The sequence below is a fragment of the Mycobacterium sp. ITM-2016-00318 genome (genome assembly GCF_002968285.2).
In the GTDB taxonomy this organism is placed as follows: Bacteria; Actinomycetota; Actinomycetes; order Mycobacteriales; family Mycobacteriaceae; genus Mycobacterium.
In genome coordinates this window covers 4,669,759-4,685,497 of the sequence record NZ_CP134400.1, presented here as the reverse complement: position 1 = coordinate 4,685,497, position 15,739 = coordinate 4,669,759, and the positions used below count along the sequence as shown (strand labels likewise).

Sequence of the window (15,739 nt, the reverse complement as noted above, 5' to 3'; positions counted from 1 at the left end):
AGCGATGTCCGTCAATATCTGCCCGGCACGCTGGAGGGCCCGTGGATCTACTGCTATTAACCGCCGACCCGCATCCTGAGGGGGTCCTGCCATCGTTGTCGCTGCTGGCCCACAACGTGCGTACCGCCCCCACCGAGGTGTCGTCGTTGCTGGAGGCCGGTAGCGCCGATATCGCGATCGTCGATGCGCGCACCGACCTCGCCGCCGCGCGCGGCCTGTGCCGACTGCTGGGGAGCACCGGTACTTCGGTTCCCGTCGTCGCCGTGGTCAACGAAGGCGGTCTGGTCGCGGTCAGCGTGGAATGGGGACTCGACGAAATCCTGCTGCCGAGCACCGGTCCCGCCGAGATCGACGCGCGGTTGCGTCTTCTCGTCGGCCGCCGCGGCGGCGCGGCGAGCCAGGAGAACGCGGGCAAGGTCAGCCTCGGCGAGCTCGTCATCGACGAGGGCACGTACACCGCGCGGCTGCGCGGGCGACCGCTCGACCTCACCTACAAGGAATTCGAACTGCTCAAGTACCTGGCCCAGCACGCCGGCCGGGTTTTCACCAGAGCGCAACTGCTGCAAGAAGTCTGGGGGTATGACTTCTTCGGCGGCACACGCACCGTCGACGTCCACGTGCGAAGGTTGCGCGCCAAGCTCGGTACCGAATACGAGTCTCTGATCGGCACCGTGCGCAACGTCGGATACAAGGCGGTGCGGCCCGCCAGGGGGCGTGCGCCCGCAGCGGGTGCCGACGCGCCCGACGATCTCGACGACGCGTTCGATGCACCCATGGGTCTGCCTGATGAGCTGGCTGACCCGTTGCGTACCCAGTGACCGAACCTTCGATCGGGTGGCGCACCGGGCTCGCCGAGGAGGACCGGCGCGCGATCCGCACGTTGATCGCCGCGGTAAAAAAAGTTGACGGCATCGCACCGGTGGGCGACCAGGTCCTGCGCGAGCTGTCCCACGATCGCACCCACCACCTGGTGGCGCTCGACGGCGGCGACACCGTGGGCTATCTCAATCTCGCCCCGGCGACCGGTGAGGACCCGGCGATGGTCGAGCTCGTCGTCCACCCGCGGTGGCGCAGGCGCGGTATCGGGTCGGCGATGGCGCGCGCGGCGCTTGCCGAGGGTGGGGACGGGACGCGGATCTGGGCGCACGGGAATCTGGAGCCCGCGCGGGCGACGGCGAGATCGCTCGGGCTGGAGGCGGCTCGCGAGCTCCTGCAGTTGCGTCGCCCGCTGACCGACCTGCCTCCGCTGCGGATGCCGGACGGGGTCCGGATCGACACCTACCGCGGCCCCGACGACGACGCCGAACTCCTGCGGGTCAACAACGCCGCGTTCGCGTGGCATCCCGAACAGGGCGGGTTGACCGAAGCCGACATCGCCGAGCGTCGCGACGAGCCGTGGTTCGAACCCGAGGGTTTGTTCCTTGCGTTCGACGAGGGGAGCGGCGAGCTGCTCGGGTTCCACTGGACCAAGGTGCACAACGAAGACCTCGGCGAGGTGTACGTGGTGGGCGTCGACCCGGGCGCACAGGGCCGCGGCGTCGGGGCGACCCTGACGCTGATCGGGCTGCACCACCTGGCCGACCGGCTTCGCCGAAGCTCCCAGCCGACCGTGATGCTTTACGTCGAGGCAGATAACTCGGGGGCGGTCAACACGTATCAACGGCTGGGTTTTGAGGTGTCCGGCATCGACGTGGCGTACGCCGCGAACTAGCCGCTTCATCTGCAAATCAGCTGTACCTGTTCACCGTTCGTTCACCCTCCATCCCACAGCCGTCCACCACGGCCGCATACGTTGCCGGGGAGTCTGAAGCCGTCAGAGTTCCTCGATGAAAGTGGGAGTACGTGAAGCTCAACAGCATTGGCAAGGCGTTCGGTACGACGCTCTCCGCCGCCGCGCTCGCCGCGCTGACGCTGTCCGCCTGCGGCAGCGACAACAACGCCGGAACGAGCACCTCCGGTGCGTCGGGAACCGCCTCGTCGTCTGCCGGATGCGGCGGCAAGAACTCGCTGACCGGTGAGGGTTCGACGGCTCAGCAGAACGCGATCGCCGAGTTCAACAAAGTCTGGGCACAGGTCTGCTCGGGCAAGAACCTCTCCTACAACCCGACCGGTTCCGGCGCGGGACGCGAGCAGTTCATCGCCAAGCAGGTCGACTTCGCAGGCTCCGACTCGGCACTCAAGGACGACCAGGTCAAGACCGCCGCCGATCGCTGCGGAGGCAACCCGGCGTGGAACCTGCCGCTGGTGTTCGGCCCGGTCGCGATGGCCTACAACCTCGAGGGTGTCGACAAGCTCGTCGTCAACGGCGACGTGCTCGCCAGGATCTTCCAGGGCCAGATCAAGAAGTGGAACGACCCGGCCATCGCCGCGCTGAACTCCGGTGCGACCCTCCCCGATGTCGACATCAAGCCGGTCTACCGCTCGGATTCGTCGGGCACCACCGACAACTTCCAGAAGTACCTGAAGGCCGCCGCCCCGAACGCCTGGACGAAGGATACGGGCAGCGAGTTCCAGGGCGGCGCCGGTGAGGGCGCGCAGAAGTCGGCCGGTGTGGTGCAGGCCGTGCAGGCCACCCCAGGCGCAATCGGCTACGTGGAAAAGGGATTCGCCCAGCAGGCGGGTCTGCCGTTCGCCCAGATCGACAACGGCGGGGGAGCGGTCGAGTTGACCGAGGACACGTCGAAGAAGGCCATCGACGGCGCCAAGTTCGCCGCCGAGGGCAACGACTTGGCGCTCGACCTGAATTCGATCTACGGGACCAAGGCGGCCGACGCCTACCCGCTTGTGCTCGCGACGTACGAGATCGTCTGCTCGAAGGGTTACGACGCCGACACCACCGCGGCGCTCAAGTCGTTCTTGACCGTGGCAGCCAATGAAGGCCAGGCGGGACTGTCGGCGGCGGGCTACGTGTCGCTGCCCGGTGCGTTCAAGGAGCGCCTCGAGAAGTCCATCGACGCAATCGCGTAGTTACGTGGCGTGTGCGCTCCGATGCGGGAGGATGGGTGCGGCGAACCGATGACGGATAGGCTCGATGTGACGGAAGCGGACGGGCTGCCCGATCCATCCAATGCGGGGTCGGGCGAAGTGATCGCTTCGCCCTTTCCCGAACCGGCGCCCATCTCAACCGACCCGTCGAAAGGCGGAAAGGTTCGGGTGGGGGACCGCATATTCCGCGGCCTGGCCGAGGGTTCCGGCATCCTCATCGTCGTCATCATCGCGGCCATCGGGGCGTTTCTGCTCTGGCGCGCGATCCCGGCGCTGACCCGCAACGAGGAGAACTTCTTCCTCTACAGCGGGAACTGGGTCACCACCGACACGTCGGCGATGCAGTTCGGCATCCTCGACCTGCTGCAGGTCACCGTCTTCGTGTCGGTGTTCGCGCTCATGCTGGCGATGCCGGTGGCGCTGGGTATCGCGATCTTCTTGACGCAGTACGCGCCCCGTCGGGTCGCGGGCCCGCTGGCTTACATGATCGACCTGCTCGCGGCGGTGCCGTCGATCATCTACGGCGTCTGGGGCCTGTACGTGCTCGCCCCTGTGATCAAACCGTTCGCCACATGGCTGAACCAGAACCTCAGCTGGCTCTTCCTGTTTCAAACCGGCAACGCTTCGGTGGCAGGCGGCGGAACGATTTTCACCGCGGGCATCGTGCTGGCGGTGATGATCCTGCCGATCATCACCGCGGTCACGCGCGAGGTGTTCGTTCAGACTCCACGCGGTCAGATCGAGGCCGCGCTGGCGCTGGGCGCCACCCGGTGGGAGGTCGTGAAGACGACCGTGTTGCCGTTCGGATTGTCGGGTTACATCAGCGGCGCCATGCTCGGCCTCGGCCGCGCGCTCGGCGAGACGATCGCGCTGCTGATCATCCTGCGCGGCACCCAGGCGGTGTTCAGCTGGTCGCTGTTCGACGGAGGCTTCACCTTCGCCAGCCTGATCGCTTCTGCCGCTTCGGAATTCAACGACCAGTACAAGGCGGGCGCGTACATCGCGGCGGGCCTGGTGCTGTTCATCCTGACGTTCATCGTCAACTCGCTGGCGCGGGCGGCCGTCGCCGGAAGGAGCAAGTCATGACGGCGACACTCGACCAGCCGGTGAAGGCGCCGACGTTCCAGAGGCTGAGCCTGCGCCGCAAGGTGGCTGACAACGTCGCCACGGTGTTGGTGACGCTGTCGGTGGTCATCGCGTTGGTGCCCCTGTTATGGGTGCTCTACACCGTGATCGTCAAGGGCATCGGCGCCGTCACGTCGAGCACATGGTGGTACAACTCGCAGGCGGGCATGACGGCATTCCAAGCGGGCGGCGGCGCCTATCACGCGATTATCGGAACCCTCTTGCAGGGCTTGGTATGTGCGATCATCTCCATTCCGATCGGTGTCTTCGTCGGCATCTATCTCGTCGAGTACGGCGGCGGGACCCGGTTGGGCAAGGTGACCACCTTCATGGTGGACATTCTCACCGGTGTGCCCTCGATCGTGGCGGCGCTGTTCATCTACGCGCTGTGGGTCGCCACCTTTGGCTTTCAGCGGTCGGGCTTCGCAGTGTCATTGTCCTTGGTGCTGTTGATGATCCCGGTGATCGTCCGATCCACCGAGGAGATGCTGCGCATCGTCCCGATGGACCTGCGCGAGGCGAGTTACGCACTCGGCGTGCCGAAGTGGCGCACCATCTCCTCCATTGTGATTCCGACCGCGTTGTCGGGCATCGTCACCGGTATCCTGCTCGCACTCGCCCGTGTCATGGGCGAGACGGCACCGCTGCTGATCCTTGTCGGCTACGCGCAGGCGATGAACTTCGATATGTTCAGCGGCTTCATGGGGTCGCTTCCGGGCATGATGTACGACCAGACATCGGCGGGCGCAGGCGCGAATCCGGTTCCGACGGACCGCCTTTGGGGCGCTGCATTCACCCTCATCGTGCTGATCGCGCTGCTCAACATCGGCGCGCGGTTCATCGCCAAGTTCTTCGCTCCCAAGAAGGTTTAGGAGACCACACAGATGGCAAAGCGCCTTGACCTCAAAGACGTCAACATTTTCTACGGGTCGTTCCAAGCCGTGGCCGAGGTGTCGATGGCGATCCCGCCTCGCCACGTGACCGCCTTCATCGGTCCGTCCGGCTGCGGCAAGTCGACCGTGCTGCGCACGCTGAACCGCATGCACGAGGTCATCCCCGGTGCCTATGTCGAGGGTTCGGTGCTGCTGGACGGCGAGGACGTCTACGGCGCCGGCGTCGACCCGGTCGGTGTCCGCAAGACCATCGGCATGGTGTTTCAGCGACCGAACCCGTTTCCCACCATGTCGATCCGCGACAACGTGGTGGCCGGCCTGAAGCTGCAGGGTGTGCGGAGCAAGAAGACTCTCGACGAGGTGGCCGAGAAGTCGCTCAAGGGCGCGAACCTCTGGACCGAGGTCAAGGACCGGCTTGACAAGCCGGGCGGCGGCCTCTCCGGTGGTCAGCAGCAGCGGCTGTGCATCGCCCGCGCGATCGCCGTTCAGCCCGATGTGCTGTTGATGGACGAGCCGTGCTCGGCGCTCGACCCGATCTCGACGCTGGCGATCGAGGATCTGATCGCCGAACTCAAGCAGGACTACACGATCGTGATCGTCACGCACAACATGCAGCAGGCGGCCCGGGTGAGTGACCAGACCGCGTTCTTCAACCTCGAGGCGACGGGCAAGCCGGGCAAGTTGATCGAGATCGACGACACCGAGAAGATCTACTCCAACCCGAAGGAGAAGGCGACGGAGGACTACATCTCGGGTCGCTTCGGCTGAGCACGTCCCGATCGCGAAGGTTTTCGCGCTGGATGACGTCCGCAACGCCTTCAGCGGTGCTCCGGCCCTGACTGCACGACCTAACGGGTAGGCAGTTGCTCGTCCTCGGGGAACCTGCCGGTGGCTTGGAAGATGACCCGGCGGGCCACCTCGACGGCGTGATCGGCGAACCGCTCGTAGAAGCGGCTCAGCAGCGTCACGTCGACCGCGGCGGTCACGCCGTGCTTCCATTCCTTGTCCATCAGCACGCTGAAGAGGTGGCGATGAAGGTCGTCCATCGCGTCGTCTTCCGCGCTGATCCGCGCCGCCTTCTCCGGATCCTTCGTCAGCAGCACCTCCTGGGCGCTGTTACCCAAATCCACTGCCACGCGGCCCATTTCAGCGAAGTAGCCATTGACCTCCTCGGGCAGGGCGTGCTGCGGGTGACGCCGGCGGGCGATCTTGGCGACATGCAGCGCGAGGGCTCCCATCCGGTCGACGTCGGCGACGATCTGAATCGAGCTGACGATCGCGCGCAGGTCGCCGGCCACCGGAGCCTGCAGGGCGAGAAGCACGAACGCCGCTTCTTCCGCCTTGGCGCTCATCCCAGCGATCTGCTCGTGGTCGGTGATCACCTGCTCGGCCAGCACCAGATCGGCCTGCAGCAGGGCCTGGGTCGCACGCTCCATCGCTGCACCCGCCAGCCCGCACATGTCGCCGAGCTGGTTGGTCAGCGCGTCCAGCTGCTCGTGATACGCGGTTCGCATATGCCCAGCCTAAGGGCTGATCAGCTGAATCGTCACGATGTGCCGGGTGAACGACAGGTGAATGCCGCTTGCCCGAACGGCGCGATCACTCGCAGGTGGTGTCGGCGGCGTTGGTGATCGAAAGATCTTCGGGGAGCTGGGTCGGCGTGCTCCCGGTGCCGTGCAGCACGTGCACCTGTACCGAGGAGCCGCTCGGCTTGGGCGGGCTCACCGCGGAGAAGTCCGATCCGAGCACCACCTGGACGGTGTCGCCCTTTCCGTTGACGCGCTCGATCGTCGGCTCGACAAAGGCCGACGCCACGGTCGCTGCGGCTTCTTCGTTACCGGGCGAGAAGAACACCGTCGTCTCGGTCAGCGAGCTCGGGTAGGTGTCGGGGGTCTCGACGTTGAACCCGTGCTGCTGCAATTCCGTTGCCGCAGTAGCGCCGAGGCCGTCCTGGCCCGTCGAGTTCGAGACCTGAACGGTGACCGACGTGGGATCGGTGGTGACGGCGTCGACGACCTCACCGGGATCGGCGGCAACCTCGGGAGTCTGCGCTTGGCTCGTCGGCGACTCGATAGTCTCGTTCGTCAACGACTCCGGCGTGCCGGGAACCGGTGTGTTGTCGGCGTTGCGCTCCTCGGGCAGCGGATCGTCGTTGATGATCGCGTCGAAAATGGCATTGGTGTCGTCCTCGCGCAGGTGCTCGTTGCCCCACTCGTCCATATAACCCGTGGTCGGGACGGTGAGGAAAGTGATGCGGCCTGCCGCGACGTTCTGCAGGGACTGGCCGAGGGCCACCAGGTCCTTGGTGTCGATGTTGTCGACATAGCTGTCGCTGATGAACTGGTTCACCACGTTGTTGAGCTTGCTGAGTGAGAAGAAGACTTCCTTGGAGATCAGCGAGCGCAACAGCGACGACAGAAACAGCTGCTGACGCTTGATACGGCCGTAGTCGCCGTTGGTTTCGGTGGTCACCTGACGGGCGCGCACATAGTTCAGCGCGGTGTGCCCATCGATCATCTGGCGTCCCGCGCTGGGCAGCACGGTGCCGAGCTCGTAGTCCTCCAGTGGCGTGGTGCTGCACACCTCGACACCGCCAAGTGTGTCGACCATCTTGGAGAAGCCGGCGAAGTCGACCGCCATGAAGCGGTTGATGGACAGACCCGACAGCTTCTGGATGACCTTCACCAGGCATTTGGGGCCGCCGAAGGAGAACGCGGAGTTCAGTTTCGTCTCGGTGTAGATCTCGTCGGGACCGTAGGTGCCCGTCTCCTCGTCGTACAGCGGCCCGTACTCACCGGTCTCGGGGTTCCAGGCCTCGCATTCCATGGGCTCGATGTTCAGGTCGCGCGGAAACGACACCGCCACAACACGTTCGCGGTTGGCCGGGATGTTGACCAGCATGATGGTGTCCGAACGCGCGCCGCCTGCATCCGCAGTGTCCCCCGCGCCCATGCCGGCGTTCTCGCCGAACCGGCTGTCGATGCCGACGATCAGGAAGTTCTCGTCACCGAACTGCGCATTGGGGTCGATGATGTCGCGGGAATCGGGGTCAAGCGCCGAAATACGGTTCAGCATGTTGTTCTTCGTCGACTGCCACTGCCATGCGCCGCCCGTCATCGCGAGCGCGAGCACCGCGAGAATGGCGGCAATCGAGCGGCCCGCGAACATGACGCGGCGATGCGACCTGTGCTTCTTCGGAAGATTCACGGGATCAGCCGAGGGCTCGCCGACCCGCTCGGGCGCGACCCGTTCGAGCCGTGCCCGCCGCAACCCGGCCAGGTCGGGAATCTCGTCGGCGTAGGAGACCCTGGGAATGACCTCGGTATCGGGATCGGACACGTCTTCGTGCCGCGGCTTGGGTCGCAGAGGCTTGGGCCGGCGGGTGCGCGGTGGCGGAGCCGGGGTCGGCGCCGACGGGGGAGTCGCCGCCCGCGGCTGCGTGGCGCGTGGACGTGGGGCGCTCGGGGGCGCATCGCGAGGTTCCCTCGCCGGACGCCGGAATTCGTGCTCGGGCTCAGGCTCAGGTGCCGCATGTCTGCTGGGGAGATCTGCCGGGGCACCGGTGATCTTGGCGATGAGGTCGGCGACCGTCACACCGTCGGTATGGCTGCCGGTGGCCGCCGACGTGTCGTTCTCGCCGGATTCAGCAGAAGACCCACGCTCCCACGGCGCGGCGGCTCGCGGAGGTAGAGGAGATCGAGTAAGCCACTGATTGGCACCGTCTTCATCGGCACCGTTCACATCGGACGCGCGTCGGCGACCAGGAGTGGCGTTATCGCCGTCACTCATGTCCCTACTGGCCTCCGACCGTATGAGCAGCGTGCGCGTCGGCGCGCATCGGCCGCTGCGCAGCTGCCACCTGCATTTGAAGCGGCAATATCCGCGGCCCCGCGTCTGGAGCCGATAACGACAGGCTCATATCGTACTGAGAGATCCTGAGAGACGTGATGTCGAGATGGTCTCGGTTCACCCACCGGAATGCATCACATCGGCCCCTTCGGGCACCGTGCAGTCATCCGGATCGGTCAGCCAGCCTTCCGGCAGAGCCACCGAGGCGGGTGAGCCCTGCCGCCCGCGGGGGCCGGTCGCGGCCCTCGGGAACGGCACATCGGGGTCCAGGCCGTTGAGCAGTTCGTCCAACTCGTTGCGGGTCTTGACCAGCGCCAATGCCCGCCGAAGGTCGGCTCCGGCCGGGAATCCGTGCAGATACCAGGCGATGTGCTTGCGCATGTCCCGCATGCCCTTGTCCTCACCGAAGTGGGCGCTCAGCAGCTCACCGTGTCGGCGCATGATCGCGGCGACCTCGCCAAGTGTGGGAGGTATCACACCATCGCGCCCCGCGAAAGCATCCGACAGCTCGGCGAACAGCCAGGGCCTGCCCAGACAACCACGACCGATGACGACGCCGTCGCATCCGGTGGCCGACATCATGGCCAGTGCGTCGTCAGCGTCGAAGATGTCGCCGTTACCGAGCACGGGAACGTCTGTGACGTGCGCCTTCAACGCGGCGATCTGCTTCCAGTCGGCGGTTCCGGAGTAGCGCTGCGCCGCCGTGCGGGCGTGCAGCGCAATCGCCGCGGCACCCTCCTCGGCCGCGATGCGTCCTGCGTCGAGATGGGTGTGGTGTGCGTCGTCGATGCCGATCCGGAACTTCACCGTCACCGGCACGTCCGACCCTTCGGTGGCGCGTACCGCGGCGGCCACTATCTGGCCGAAGAGCCGTCGCTTGTAGGGCAGGGCGGCGCCACCGCCGCGACGCGTGACCTTGGGCACCGGACAGCCGAAGTTCATATCGATGTGATCGGCCATTCCCTCGTTGACGATCATCTTCGCTGCCGCGTAGGTGTTTTCGGGATCGACCGCATACAACTGCAGCGACCGCGGCGACTCGTCCGGACCGAAGGTCGTCATGTGTATGGTCACCGGATGGCGCTCGACGAGCGCGCGGGCGGTCACCATCTCGCAGACGTACAGCCCGCTGACCGTGCCGGCCCGGGCGAGTTCGAGCTCGCGGCACAGCGTACGGAACGCGACGTTCGTCACGCCTGCCATCGGCGCCAGCACGACGGGGCTGGCCAGCCGAAAAGGCCCGATCCGCAGCTGCGTGCGGGATTCGGTCAGGACGGAGATGACGCCAGAACCTTCTTGGCTTCGAGGCGCTCGGCCCTCTTCGCCTCCCGCTCGAGGCGCTTCTCCTTGGCGACCTCGAACTTGTCGCAGGCCTCCTTGAGCTCCTCGATGAGCACGCCGAGGTCGTCCCGCATCCGCGCGGCTTCGCCGGTGAAGTCCTCGCGCTCGAAGATGCGCCACTTCTTGAGTACCGGCATCACGACGTCCTCGAGGTGGATGCGCGGGTCGTAGACGCCACCGACGGCGATGATCACGGCCTTGCGGCGGAACTCGGGGACGGTGAACCCTGGCATTTTGAAGTTGCGCAGCACGCGGTGCAGCGAGTGCATCGCCTGGTCCGGTGCGATGTCGAAACCGGCCTCGCTGACGTCGCGATAGAAGATCATGTGCAGGTTCTCATCGGCCGAAACACGTTGCAGCAGTTGATCGGCGATCGTCTCTTCGCACGCCTTGCCGGTGTTGCGGTGTGAGACGCGGGTGGCGAGCTCCTGGAACGTCACGTAGATCACGGAGTCGAACAGGCTCTCGGCGAACAGGTCGCCCTGCTGGTTCTGGCCCGGGCTGAAGCCGCGTGTCACCTGCTCGAGGCGCAGGGTCTCCAGTGCGACCGGATCGACGGCCCGGGTGACGACGAGGTAGTCGCGCAGCGCGATGCCGTGCCGGTTCTCCTCGGCGGTCCAGCGGTTGACCCACTGGCCCCAGGCGCCGTCCATCGAGAAGTTCATCGCGATCTCGCGGTGATACGACGGCAGGTTGTCCTCGGTGAGCAGGTTCTGGATCATCGCTGTCTGCGCGACCTCGGACAGCACCGACTGACCGGGCTCCCAGTCCTGGCCGCCGAGGGCGTAGTAGTTCTTGCCGTCCGACCACGGAATGTAGTCGTGCGGGTTCCAGTCCTTGCGCATCGACAGGTGCCGGTTGAGGTTCCTCTCAACAACAGGCTCGAGCTCGTGGAGCAGGTGCAGGTCGGTCAGGTTTTCATGCATTGGGCCTGCGTCCTCCTAAGAAGTTGGGGGCGTCCGGGTTCTCGTGCGTGGGGCCCAGATTTATCTGTACCTGTTGGTTGCAGTCAATATATCTGTGTAACTCAGACACAACAAGTTGCGGTCAGGGCGTCGAGGCGTCAGCAAGATCACGATTTTGGCGGGACGTAACGCCGCCACGATTCGCGCGAAGTACGTACCGTACTGCTCGCGGGCCGGCCTGCTCGGCGGTATTGTTTTCGCAGGCAACCTAGGGCGCCTAAATTCCCGGCAACCGTAGACCTTAGACATAGGTGGGCATGTGAAGAAGATCATCATTTCGGCCAGCACCGTGGGCGCCGCTGGGGTCGCGATGGGGCTGTTCGGGGCGGGTATCGCCGCCGCCGCCCCGGATGTGGTGGGAATGACCTACGGCGATGCGGTGTCGGCCATCGAGGAAGACGGCGGCACGGCCAAGATCGCCGTCACCGTGGGCGACCGGCAGGACGCGATGGGCGACTGCCTGGTCACCAACGCCAGCGACGCCCCCTTCGTACGGGACCTGACCGGCGAGTTCGGCCACGCCGACGGCGAGGTGCTGCTCACTCTGAACTGCAACCGCGGTGCCGCGACGGCCGGCGTTCCCGGCGCTTCGGCGGCCAGCCCGGAAGGCCGCGAGTTCACGGCCAAGGCCGAAGAGGCCGCCGCGGCCCAGCAGGCCGAAGAGGAAGAACTCGCCGCGGCCGGCGAGTGATCCGGGCGAAATCCCGAGCGGGTAATTAACGCACACTTGACTTTCCCTTCTCGATTTCTCAGCCGTTATTTGTCATGCTCAAAGCCTGCGGAAATCGCGACAACAGGTGGTGGGCAGGTGAAATTCATTGTTTCGACCGGCGCCGTAGCGGCCGCGGCGGGCGTGCTCGGAATCTTGGGAGCGGGCACCGCATCGGCAGCGCCGGACGTCGAGGGCATGACGTACGAGGATGCGGTCGCCGCGATCGAGGAAGACGGCGGGATTCCCAAGATCGCAGTGACGGTCGGTGACCGGCAGGACGCGATGGGCGACTGTCTCGTCGAGAGGGTCACCGACGGCTCGTTCGTCCGGCCGATCCCCGAGGACGTGTACTTCGGACCCGACGAGGGCGACGTGTTGCTCACCCTCAACTGCAACCGCGGCGTAGCGACGGCGACGACGCCGGGCGCCTCGGCAGCAAGCGTGTCGGGCCGCGAGTTCCAGGCCAAGGTTGAGGAGGCGGCAGCCGCGGAGGCCGAAGAAGCCGAGGCGGCCGAAGCCGAGTAGGTGTCAGAAGCTCGCGACCCGGTTGAGCACCATGTCGACACAGTGGTCGATGAACTGCTCGCGGGTGGCCGTGAGGCGGCCGTCCAGGTAGGCGATGAACAGCGCCGTCAGTGAGCCGAGCAGGCCGGTCGCGACCATCGCCTGCATGGCCGGCTCGGTGATCTCGGTGATGCGGGTGACCTTTCGTTGCAGCAGCTCGATGAAGCTCGGCATCCAGCTGGCGCCCGAGCGGGTCAGCACCGGCTCGACGGTCGGCGCGAGCAGAAGGACCCGACCTCGCGTCGGGTCGTCGACCATCAGCGCGACGAACCGCTCGACGGCATCGCGGGCGGTGGTCGACGCCGTCAGCGCTGAGACCGCTCTCGCGCACACGTCGTCGTATACAGCCCGCACGAATTCGTCGCGGTCGGAGAAGCTCTCGTAGAAGTAGCGCTCGGTCAGGCCCGACGCCCTGCATACCGCGCGCACGGTCAATGCCGGTCCGTCGGGACCGCCCAACAGGTCTACTCCCGCGGCGATCAGCTCGCCGCGGCGCAGTGCCTGGCGGTCTTCGAGCGGTACGCCCGACCACCGGCCGCGTCGTTGACCATCAGCCACATCGCTCCTAGAATCAACTGACAACGCATGTAGTCAAAATCTGCCCGACTCCAACGAAAGTGCATCAGTGACTCAAGATACGTCCGAGGTATGCCCCGTGACCACTGGGACGACGCCTGTCGCGGCCGGCTGCCCGGTTTCCGGCGGCGGATACGACACCCTGCCCGAACCACTCGGACCCGACTCGCTGACCTGGAAGTACTTCGGGCAGTGGACCGGGATGTTGCAGGGTTCCTGGGCGGGCTCGATGCAGAACATGCATCCGCAGCTGGGCGCGGCCGTCAAGGACCACTCGATCTTCTTCATGGAGCGGATGCCGCGGCTTTTCCGGTCGGTCTACCCGATCGGCGGTGTGGTGTTCGACGGCGACCGTGCGCCCAAGACCGGCGCCCAGGTACGCGATTACCACATCGGCATCAAGGGCGTCGACGATCAGGGCCGTCGCTACAGCGCGCTGAACCCCGACGTCTTCTACTGGGCGCACGCCACCTTCTTCAAATCCGTACTCCTTGCCGCGGAACGGTTCAGGGGCGGGCTGACCGACGACCAACGGCGCCAGTTGTTCGACGAGCACGTCACCTGGTACCGGATGTACGGAATGAGCATGCGCCCGGTGCCGAAGTCCTTGGAGCAGTTCGATGAGTACTGGGACCACATGTGCAACAACGTGTTGGAGGACAATTATGCGGCCCGCGAAGTACTCGATCTGTCCACCATGACCAAGCATCCGTCACTGGAGTGGATCCCCGAGTGGCTGTGGCGTATCAACCTGAAGGTGATGGAGCGCTTCCTGCTTTTCGTCACCGTCGGCCTGTACGACCCACCCGTTCGTGAGCTGATGGGCTATACGTGGTCACCGCGCAAGGAGTGGCTGCATCGCCGCTTCGGGAACCTGGTTCATCTCGTCACCAAGCTGACGCCGGGCCGCATGATGATGCATCCCCGCAAGCGCAGCGCGTTCGATCGCGCGACGGGTCGGCTCCCGTCGGACGCACCGCTGGTGGAGACTCCTGCACGCAACCTGCCGCCGGTAGGCCACCGAGACAACGGTTGGCACTACTGCCCTGTGGATGCCAGGTGAACCGTCCACACTGCACCATCGAAATACCGTAATCGCGAACGGTTGTGGGGATCCGAGTACCAGCCCGGCTGCACCGGCGGATAGCGGCCGTAGATCCCGCGCGGATCGCCGCGCAAGCTCAACCCGTGTTCGTACTCGGCGCGGGCGCGCAACCCGGCATCGCGTCGCGCGTTGACCCGACTCCGCCTGCGAAGCGCAAGGCCGAGCCACCCGAGGCCGACCAGGGCGACGAACACGTGCGCACCGCTGTACAGCAGCCAGATAGTGAGAACGACGCCCGTTGCCGCCGCCATCGGGTGGCGTTGCCAGAAGGGTCGTCGAACGCGCTGGTAAAGCATCGCCTTCGATCGTACCGACGGCCTGGCGGCCGGCCGCCGAGGGCAATATCAGCCCGCTGGGCTGCTGGCCGGGTACCTCAGCGGGCCGACGGTGCCCACCCGCTAACGTAGAGATGTGCAGGCGCCTGAGATTCTTGGCGGCCGCTACGAATTGCGGGGAATTCTGGGCCGCGGCGGGATGGCCGAGGTCCGCGACGGTTGGGATAGGAGACTGGACCGTCCGGTCGCGGTGAAGTTGCTCCATCCCGCCTTCAGCGCGGCGCCGGACAGTCGGCGGCGCTTCGAAATCGAGGCGCAGGCGGCCGCGGGTCTGAACCACCCACACATCGTCGCGGTACACGACAGCGGCGACCACGCCGGGACGCCGTTCATCGTGATGGAGCGTCTTTCTGGACGGACGCTGGCCGACGAGCTGGGGCAGGGTCCGCTGCCGCAGGGCCGGGTGCGGACGATACTCGACGAGGTCTTGTCGGCGCTGACGGCGGCGCATGCGGCCGGGATCCTGCACCGGGACATCAAGCCCGCCAACATTCTGCTCACCCCAACCGGGCAGGTGAAGGTGGCGGACTTCGGCATCGCGAAAAGCGCCGCAACGCCCGCCACGATGACCGGACAGATCGTCGGCACGATGGCGTACCTGAGTCCCAACCGGATCGCCGGACGGCCCGCTTCCGTCGCCGACGATCTGTATGCCGTCGGCGCGGTCGGTTACGAGGCGCTGTCGGGGCAGAAGCCATTCCCGCAAGAGGACCTCGTCGCGCTGGCACGCGCGATCGTGGATACCGCACCGCCGCCCCTGCAATCGCTGCGCCCGGACGTCGAACCCGCCCTGGCGGCGACGATCGAGCGCGCGATGGCTCGTGACCCGCAATGGCGATTCCCCACGGCCGAGGCGATGCGGTCCGCGCTGTACACGGCACCCCCTGTGTTGCATGACAATGCGGCCCGGCCGTCCACCCGCGTGATGGCCGAGCCGCTACCCCCGCCCGCGACGATGGCTGTCGCGCCACCTGCAGGGCGGAACCGCAACCGCACGATTTTGTATATCGCAGCGGCGCTGTTCGCCATCGCGCTCGCCGCGATCCTGATCCTGATCGAGTCCGCGTCACCGTCCCCGACACCCAAGCCGGCGACCACTCAAACGGCGGTCACGTCGTCGTCGACGACCCCGTCTGCGGTGCCGCCGCCACCGCCACCGCCGCCTCCTGCGCTTGCGCCGGTCGAACAAGGACCTCCCGGCAAGAAAAAAGGCCACGGCAACGGCAAGAAAAACAACTGAGGCCACCGGGAAGCGCAAAAATTTGTCCAACGGACGAATAGCAGAGCGA

The 15,739-nt window shown here is 66.0% G+C and carries 16 protein-coding genes; 10 read left to right on the top strand and 6 right to left on the bottom strand.

Going from position 1 to position 15,739, the window contains the following annotated elements; all coding sequences use genetic code 11:
* Positions 1 to 41: 41 nt before the first annotated feature.
* From C6A82_RS22990 to pstB, 6 genes are all read left to right on the top strand, one after another.
* On the top strand, positions 42 to 818 hold the full coding sequence (locus tag C6A82_RS22990; RefSeq protein ID WP_105345873.1) for a response regulator transcription factor: 777 nt from the start codon (positions 42 to 44) through the stop codon (positions 816 to 818).
* Positions 815 to 1,711, top strand: coding sequence for a mycothiol synthase (gene mshD / locus C6A82_RS22985; RefSeq protein WP_105345875.1), 897 nt, complete (start codon positions 815 to 817; stop codon positions 1,709 to 1,711). Before C6A82_RS22990 ends, mshD begins: the two co-directional genes overlap by 4 nt.
* A gap of 131 nt (positions 1,712 to 1,842) precedes the next feature.
* A complete protein-coding gene (gene pstS, locus C6A82_RS22980) occupies positions 1,843 to 2,967 on the top strand; it encodes a phosphate ABC transporter substrate-binding protein PstS (protein ID WP_105345877.1) in 1,125 nt (374 codons plus the stop codon).
* Between the two features lie 48 nt (positions 2,968 to 3,015).
* Entirely contained in the window at positions 3,016 to 4,071 is a 1,056-nt protein-coding gene (pstC, locus tag C6A82_RS22975; protein WP_105345891.1) for a phosphate ABC transporter permease subunit PstC, read from the top strand.
* On the top strand, positions 4,068 to 4,982 hold the full coding sequence (gene pstA / locus C6A82_RS22970) for a phosphate ABC transporter permease PstA (RefSeq protein WP_105345879.1): 915 nt from the start codon (positions 4,068 to 4,070) through the stop codon (positions 4,980 to 4,982). Before pstC ends, pstA begins: the two co-directional genes overlap by 4 nt.
* Before the next feature lie 12 nt (positions 4,983 to 4,994).
* Positions 4,995 to 5,771, top strand: coding sequence for a phosphate ABC transporter ATP-binding protein PstB (gene pstB / locus C6A82_RS22965; protein ID WP_105345880.1), 777 nt, complete (start codon positions 4,995 to 4,997; stop codon positions 5,769 to 5,771).
* 80 nt (positions 5,772 to 5,851) lie between these two features.
* Here pstB and phoU read toward each other — a convergent pair whose 3' ends face one another.
* The 4 genes from phoU to C6A82_RS22945 form a co-directional block, all read right to left on the bottom strand.
* Complete coding sequence (gene phoU, locus C6A82_RS22960; protein ID WP_105345882.1) at positions 5,852 to 6,517, bottom strand: phosphate signaling complex protein PhoU; 666 nt, start codon at positions 6,515 to 6,517, stop codon at positions 5,852 to 5,854.
* 85 nt (positions 6,518 to 6,602) lie between these two features.
* Complete coding sequence (locus C6A82_RS22955) at positions 6,603 to 8,792, bottom strand: LCP family protein (protein ID WP_105345883.1); 2,190 nt, start codon at positions 8,790 to 8,792, stop codon at positions 6,603 to 6,605.
* A 177-nt stretch (positions 8,793 to 8,969) separates the two neighbouring features.
* Positions 8,970 to 10,133: a tRNA dihydrouridine synthase DusB gene (gene dusB / locus C6A82_RS22950; RefSeq protein WP_255419247.1), complete on the bottom strand. Its 1,164-nt coding sequence runs from the start codon at positions 10,131 to 10,133 to the stop codon at positions 8,970 to 8,972.
* The gene (locus C6A82_RS22945) at positions 10,121 to 11,119 is read right to left on the bottom strand and encodes an acyl-ACP desaturase (RefSeq protein ID WP_105345885.1); all 999 of its coding nucleotides are present in this window, start codon (positions 11,117 to 11,119) and stop codon (positions 10,121 to 10,123) included. Before C6A82_RS22945 ends, dusB begins: the two co-directional genes overlap by 13 nt.
* 298 nt (positions 11,120 to 11,417) lie before the next feature.
* Between C6A82_RS22945 and C6A82_RS22940 the strand changes: the two genes are divergently transcribed.
* Both C6A82_RS22940 and C6A82_RS22935 read left to right on the top strand, forming a co-directional pair.
* A complete protein-coding gene (locus C6A82_RS22940; RefSeq protein ID WP_105345887.1) occupies positions 11,418 to 11,849 on the top strand; it encodes a hypothetical protein in 432 nt (143 codons plus the stop codon).
* A gap of 117 nt (positions 11,850 to 11,966) precedes the next feature.
* A complete protein-coding gene (locus C6A82_RS22935; protein ID WP_233216969.1) occupies positions 11,967 to 12,395 on the top strand; it encodes a hypothetical protein in 429 nt (142 codons plus the stop codon).
* A 3-nt stretch (positions 12,396 to 12,398) separates the two neighbouring features.
* Here the strand turns inward: C6A82_RS22935 and C6A82_RS22930 are convergent, their stop codons facing one another.
* The gene (locus C6A82_RS22930) at positions 12,399 to 12,992 is read right to left on the bottom strand and encodes a TetR/AcrR family transcriptional regulator (RefSeq protein WP_105345888.1); all 594 of its coding nucleotides are present in this window, start codon (positions 12,990 to 12,992) and stop codon (positions 12,399 to 12,401) included.
* A 67-nt stretch (positions 12,993 to 13,059) separates the two neighbouring features.
* Here C6A82_RS22930 and C6A82_RS22925 point away from each other — a divergent pair, with 67 nt between their 5' ends.
* Entirely contained in the window at positions 13,060 to 14,073 is a 1,014-nt protein-coding gene (locus C6A82_RS22925; RefSeq protein ID WP_311101490.1) for an oxygenase MpaB family protein, read from the top strand.
* On the opposite strand, the gene C6A82_RS22920 is transcribed toward C6A82_RS22925, so the two are convergent.
* Complete coding sequence (locus C6A82_RS22920) at positions 14,049 to 14,411, bottom strand: DUF2510 domain-containing protein (protein WP_105343624.1); 363 nt, start codon at positions 14,409 to 14,411, stop codon at positions 14,049 to 14,051. The genes C6A82_RS22925 and C6A82_RS22920 overlap by 25 nt on opposite strands.
* A gap of 115 nt (positions 14,412 to 14,526) precedes the next feature.
* On the opposite strand from C6A82_RS22920, the gene C6A82_RS22915 reads away from it, so the two are divergent.
* Positions 14,527 to 15,690: a serine/threonine-protein kinase gene (locus tag C6A82_RS22915; RefSeq protein WP_105343622.1), complete on the top strand. Its 1,164-nt coding sequence runs from the start codon at positions 14,527 to 14,529 to the stop codon at positions 15,688 to 15,690.
* The last annotated feature ends 49 nt before the right edge of the window (positions 15,691 to 15,739 follow it).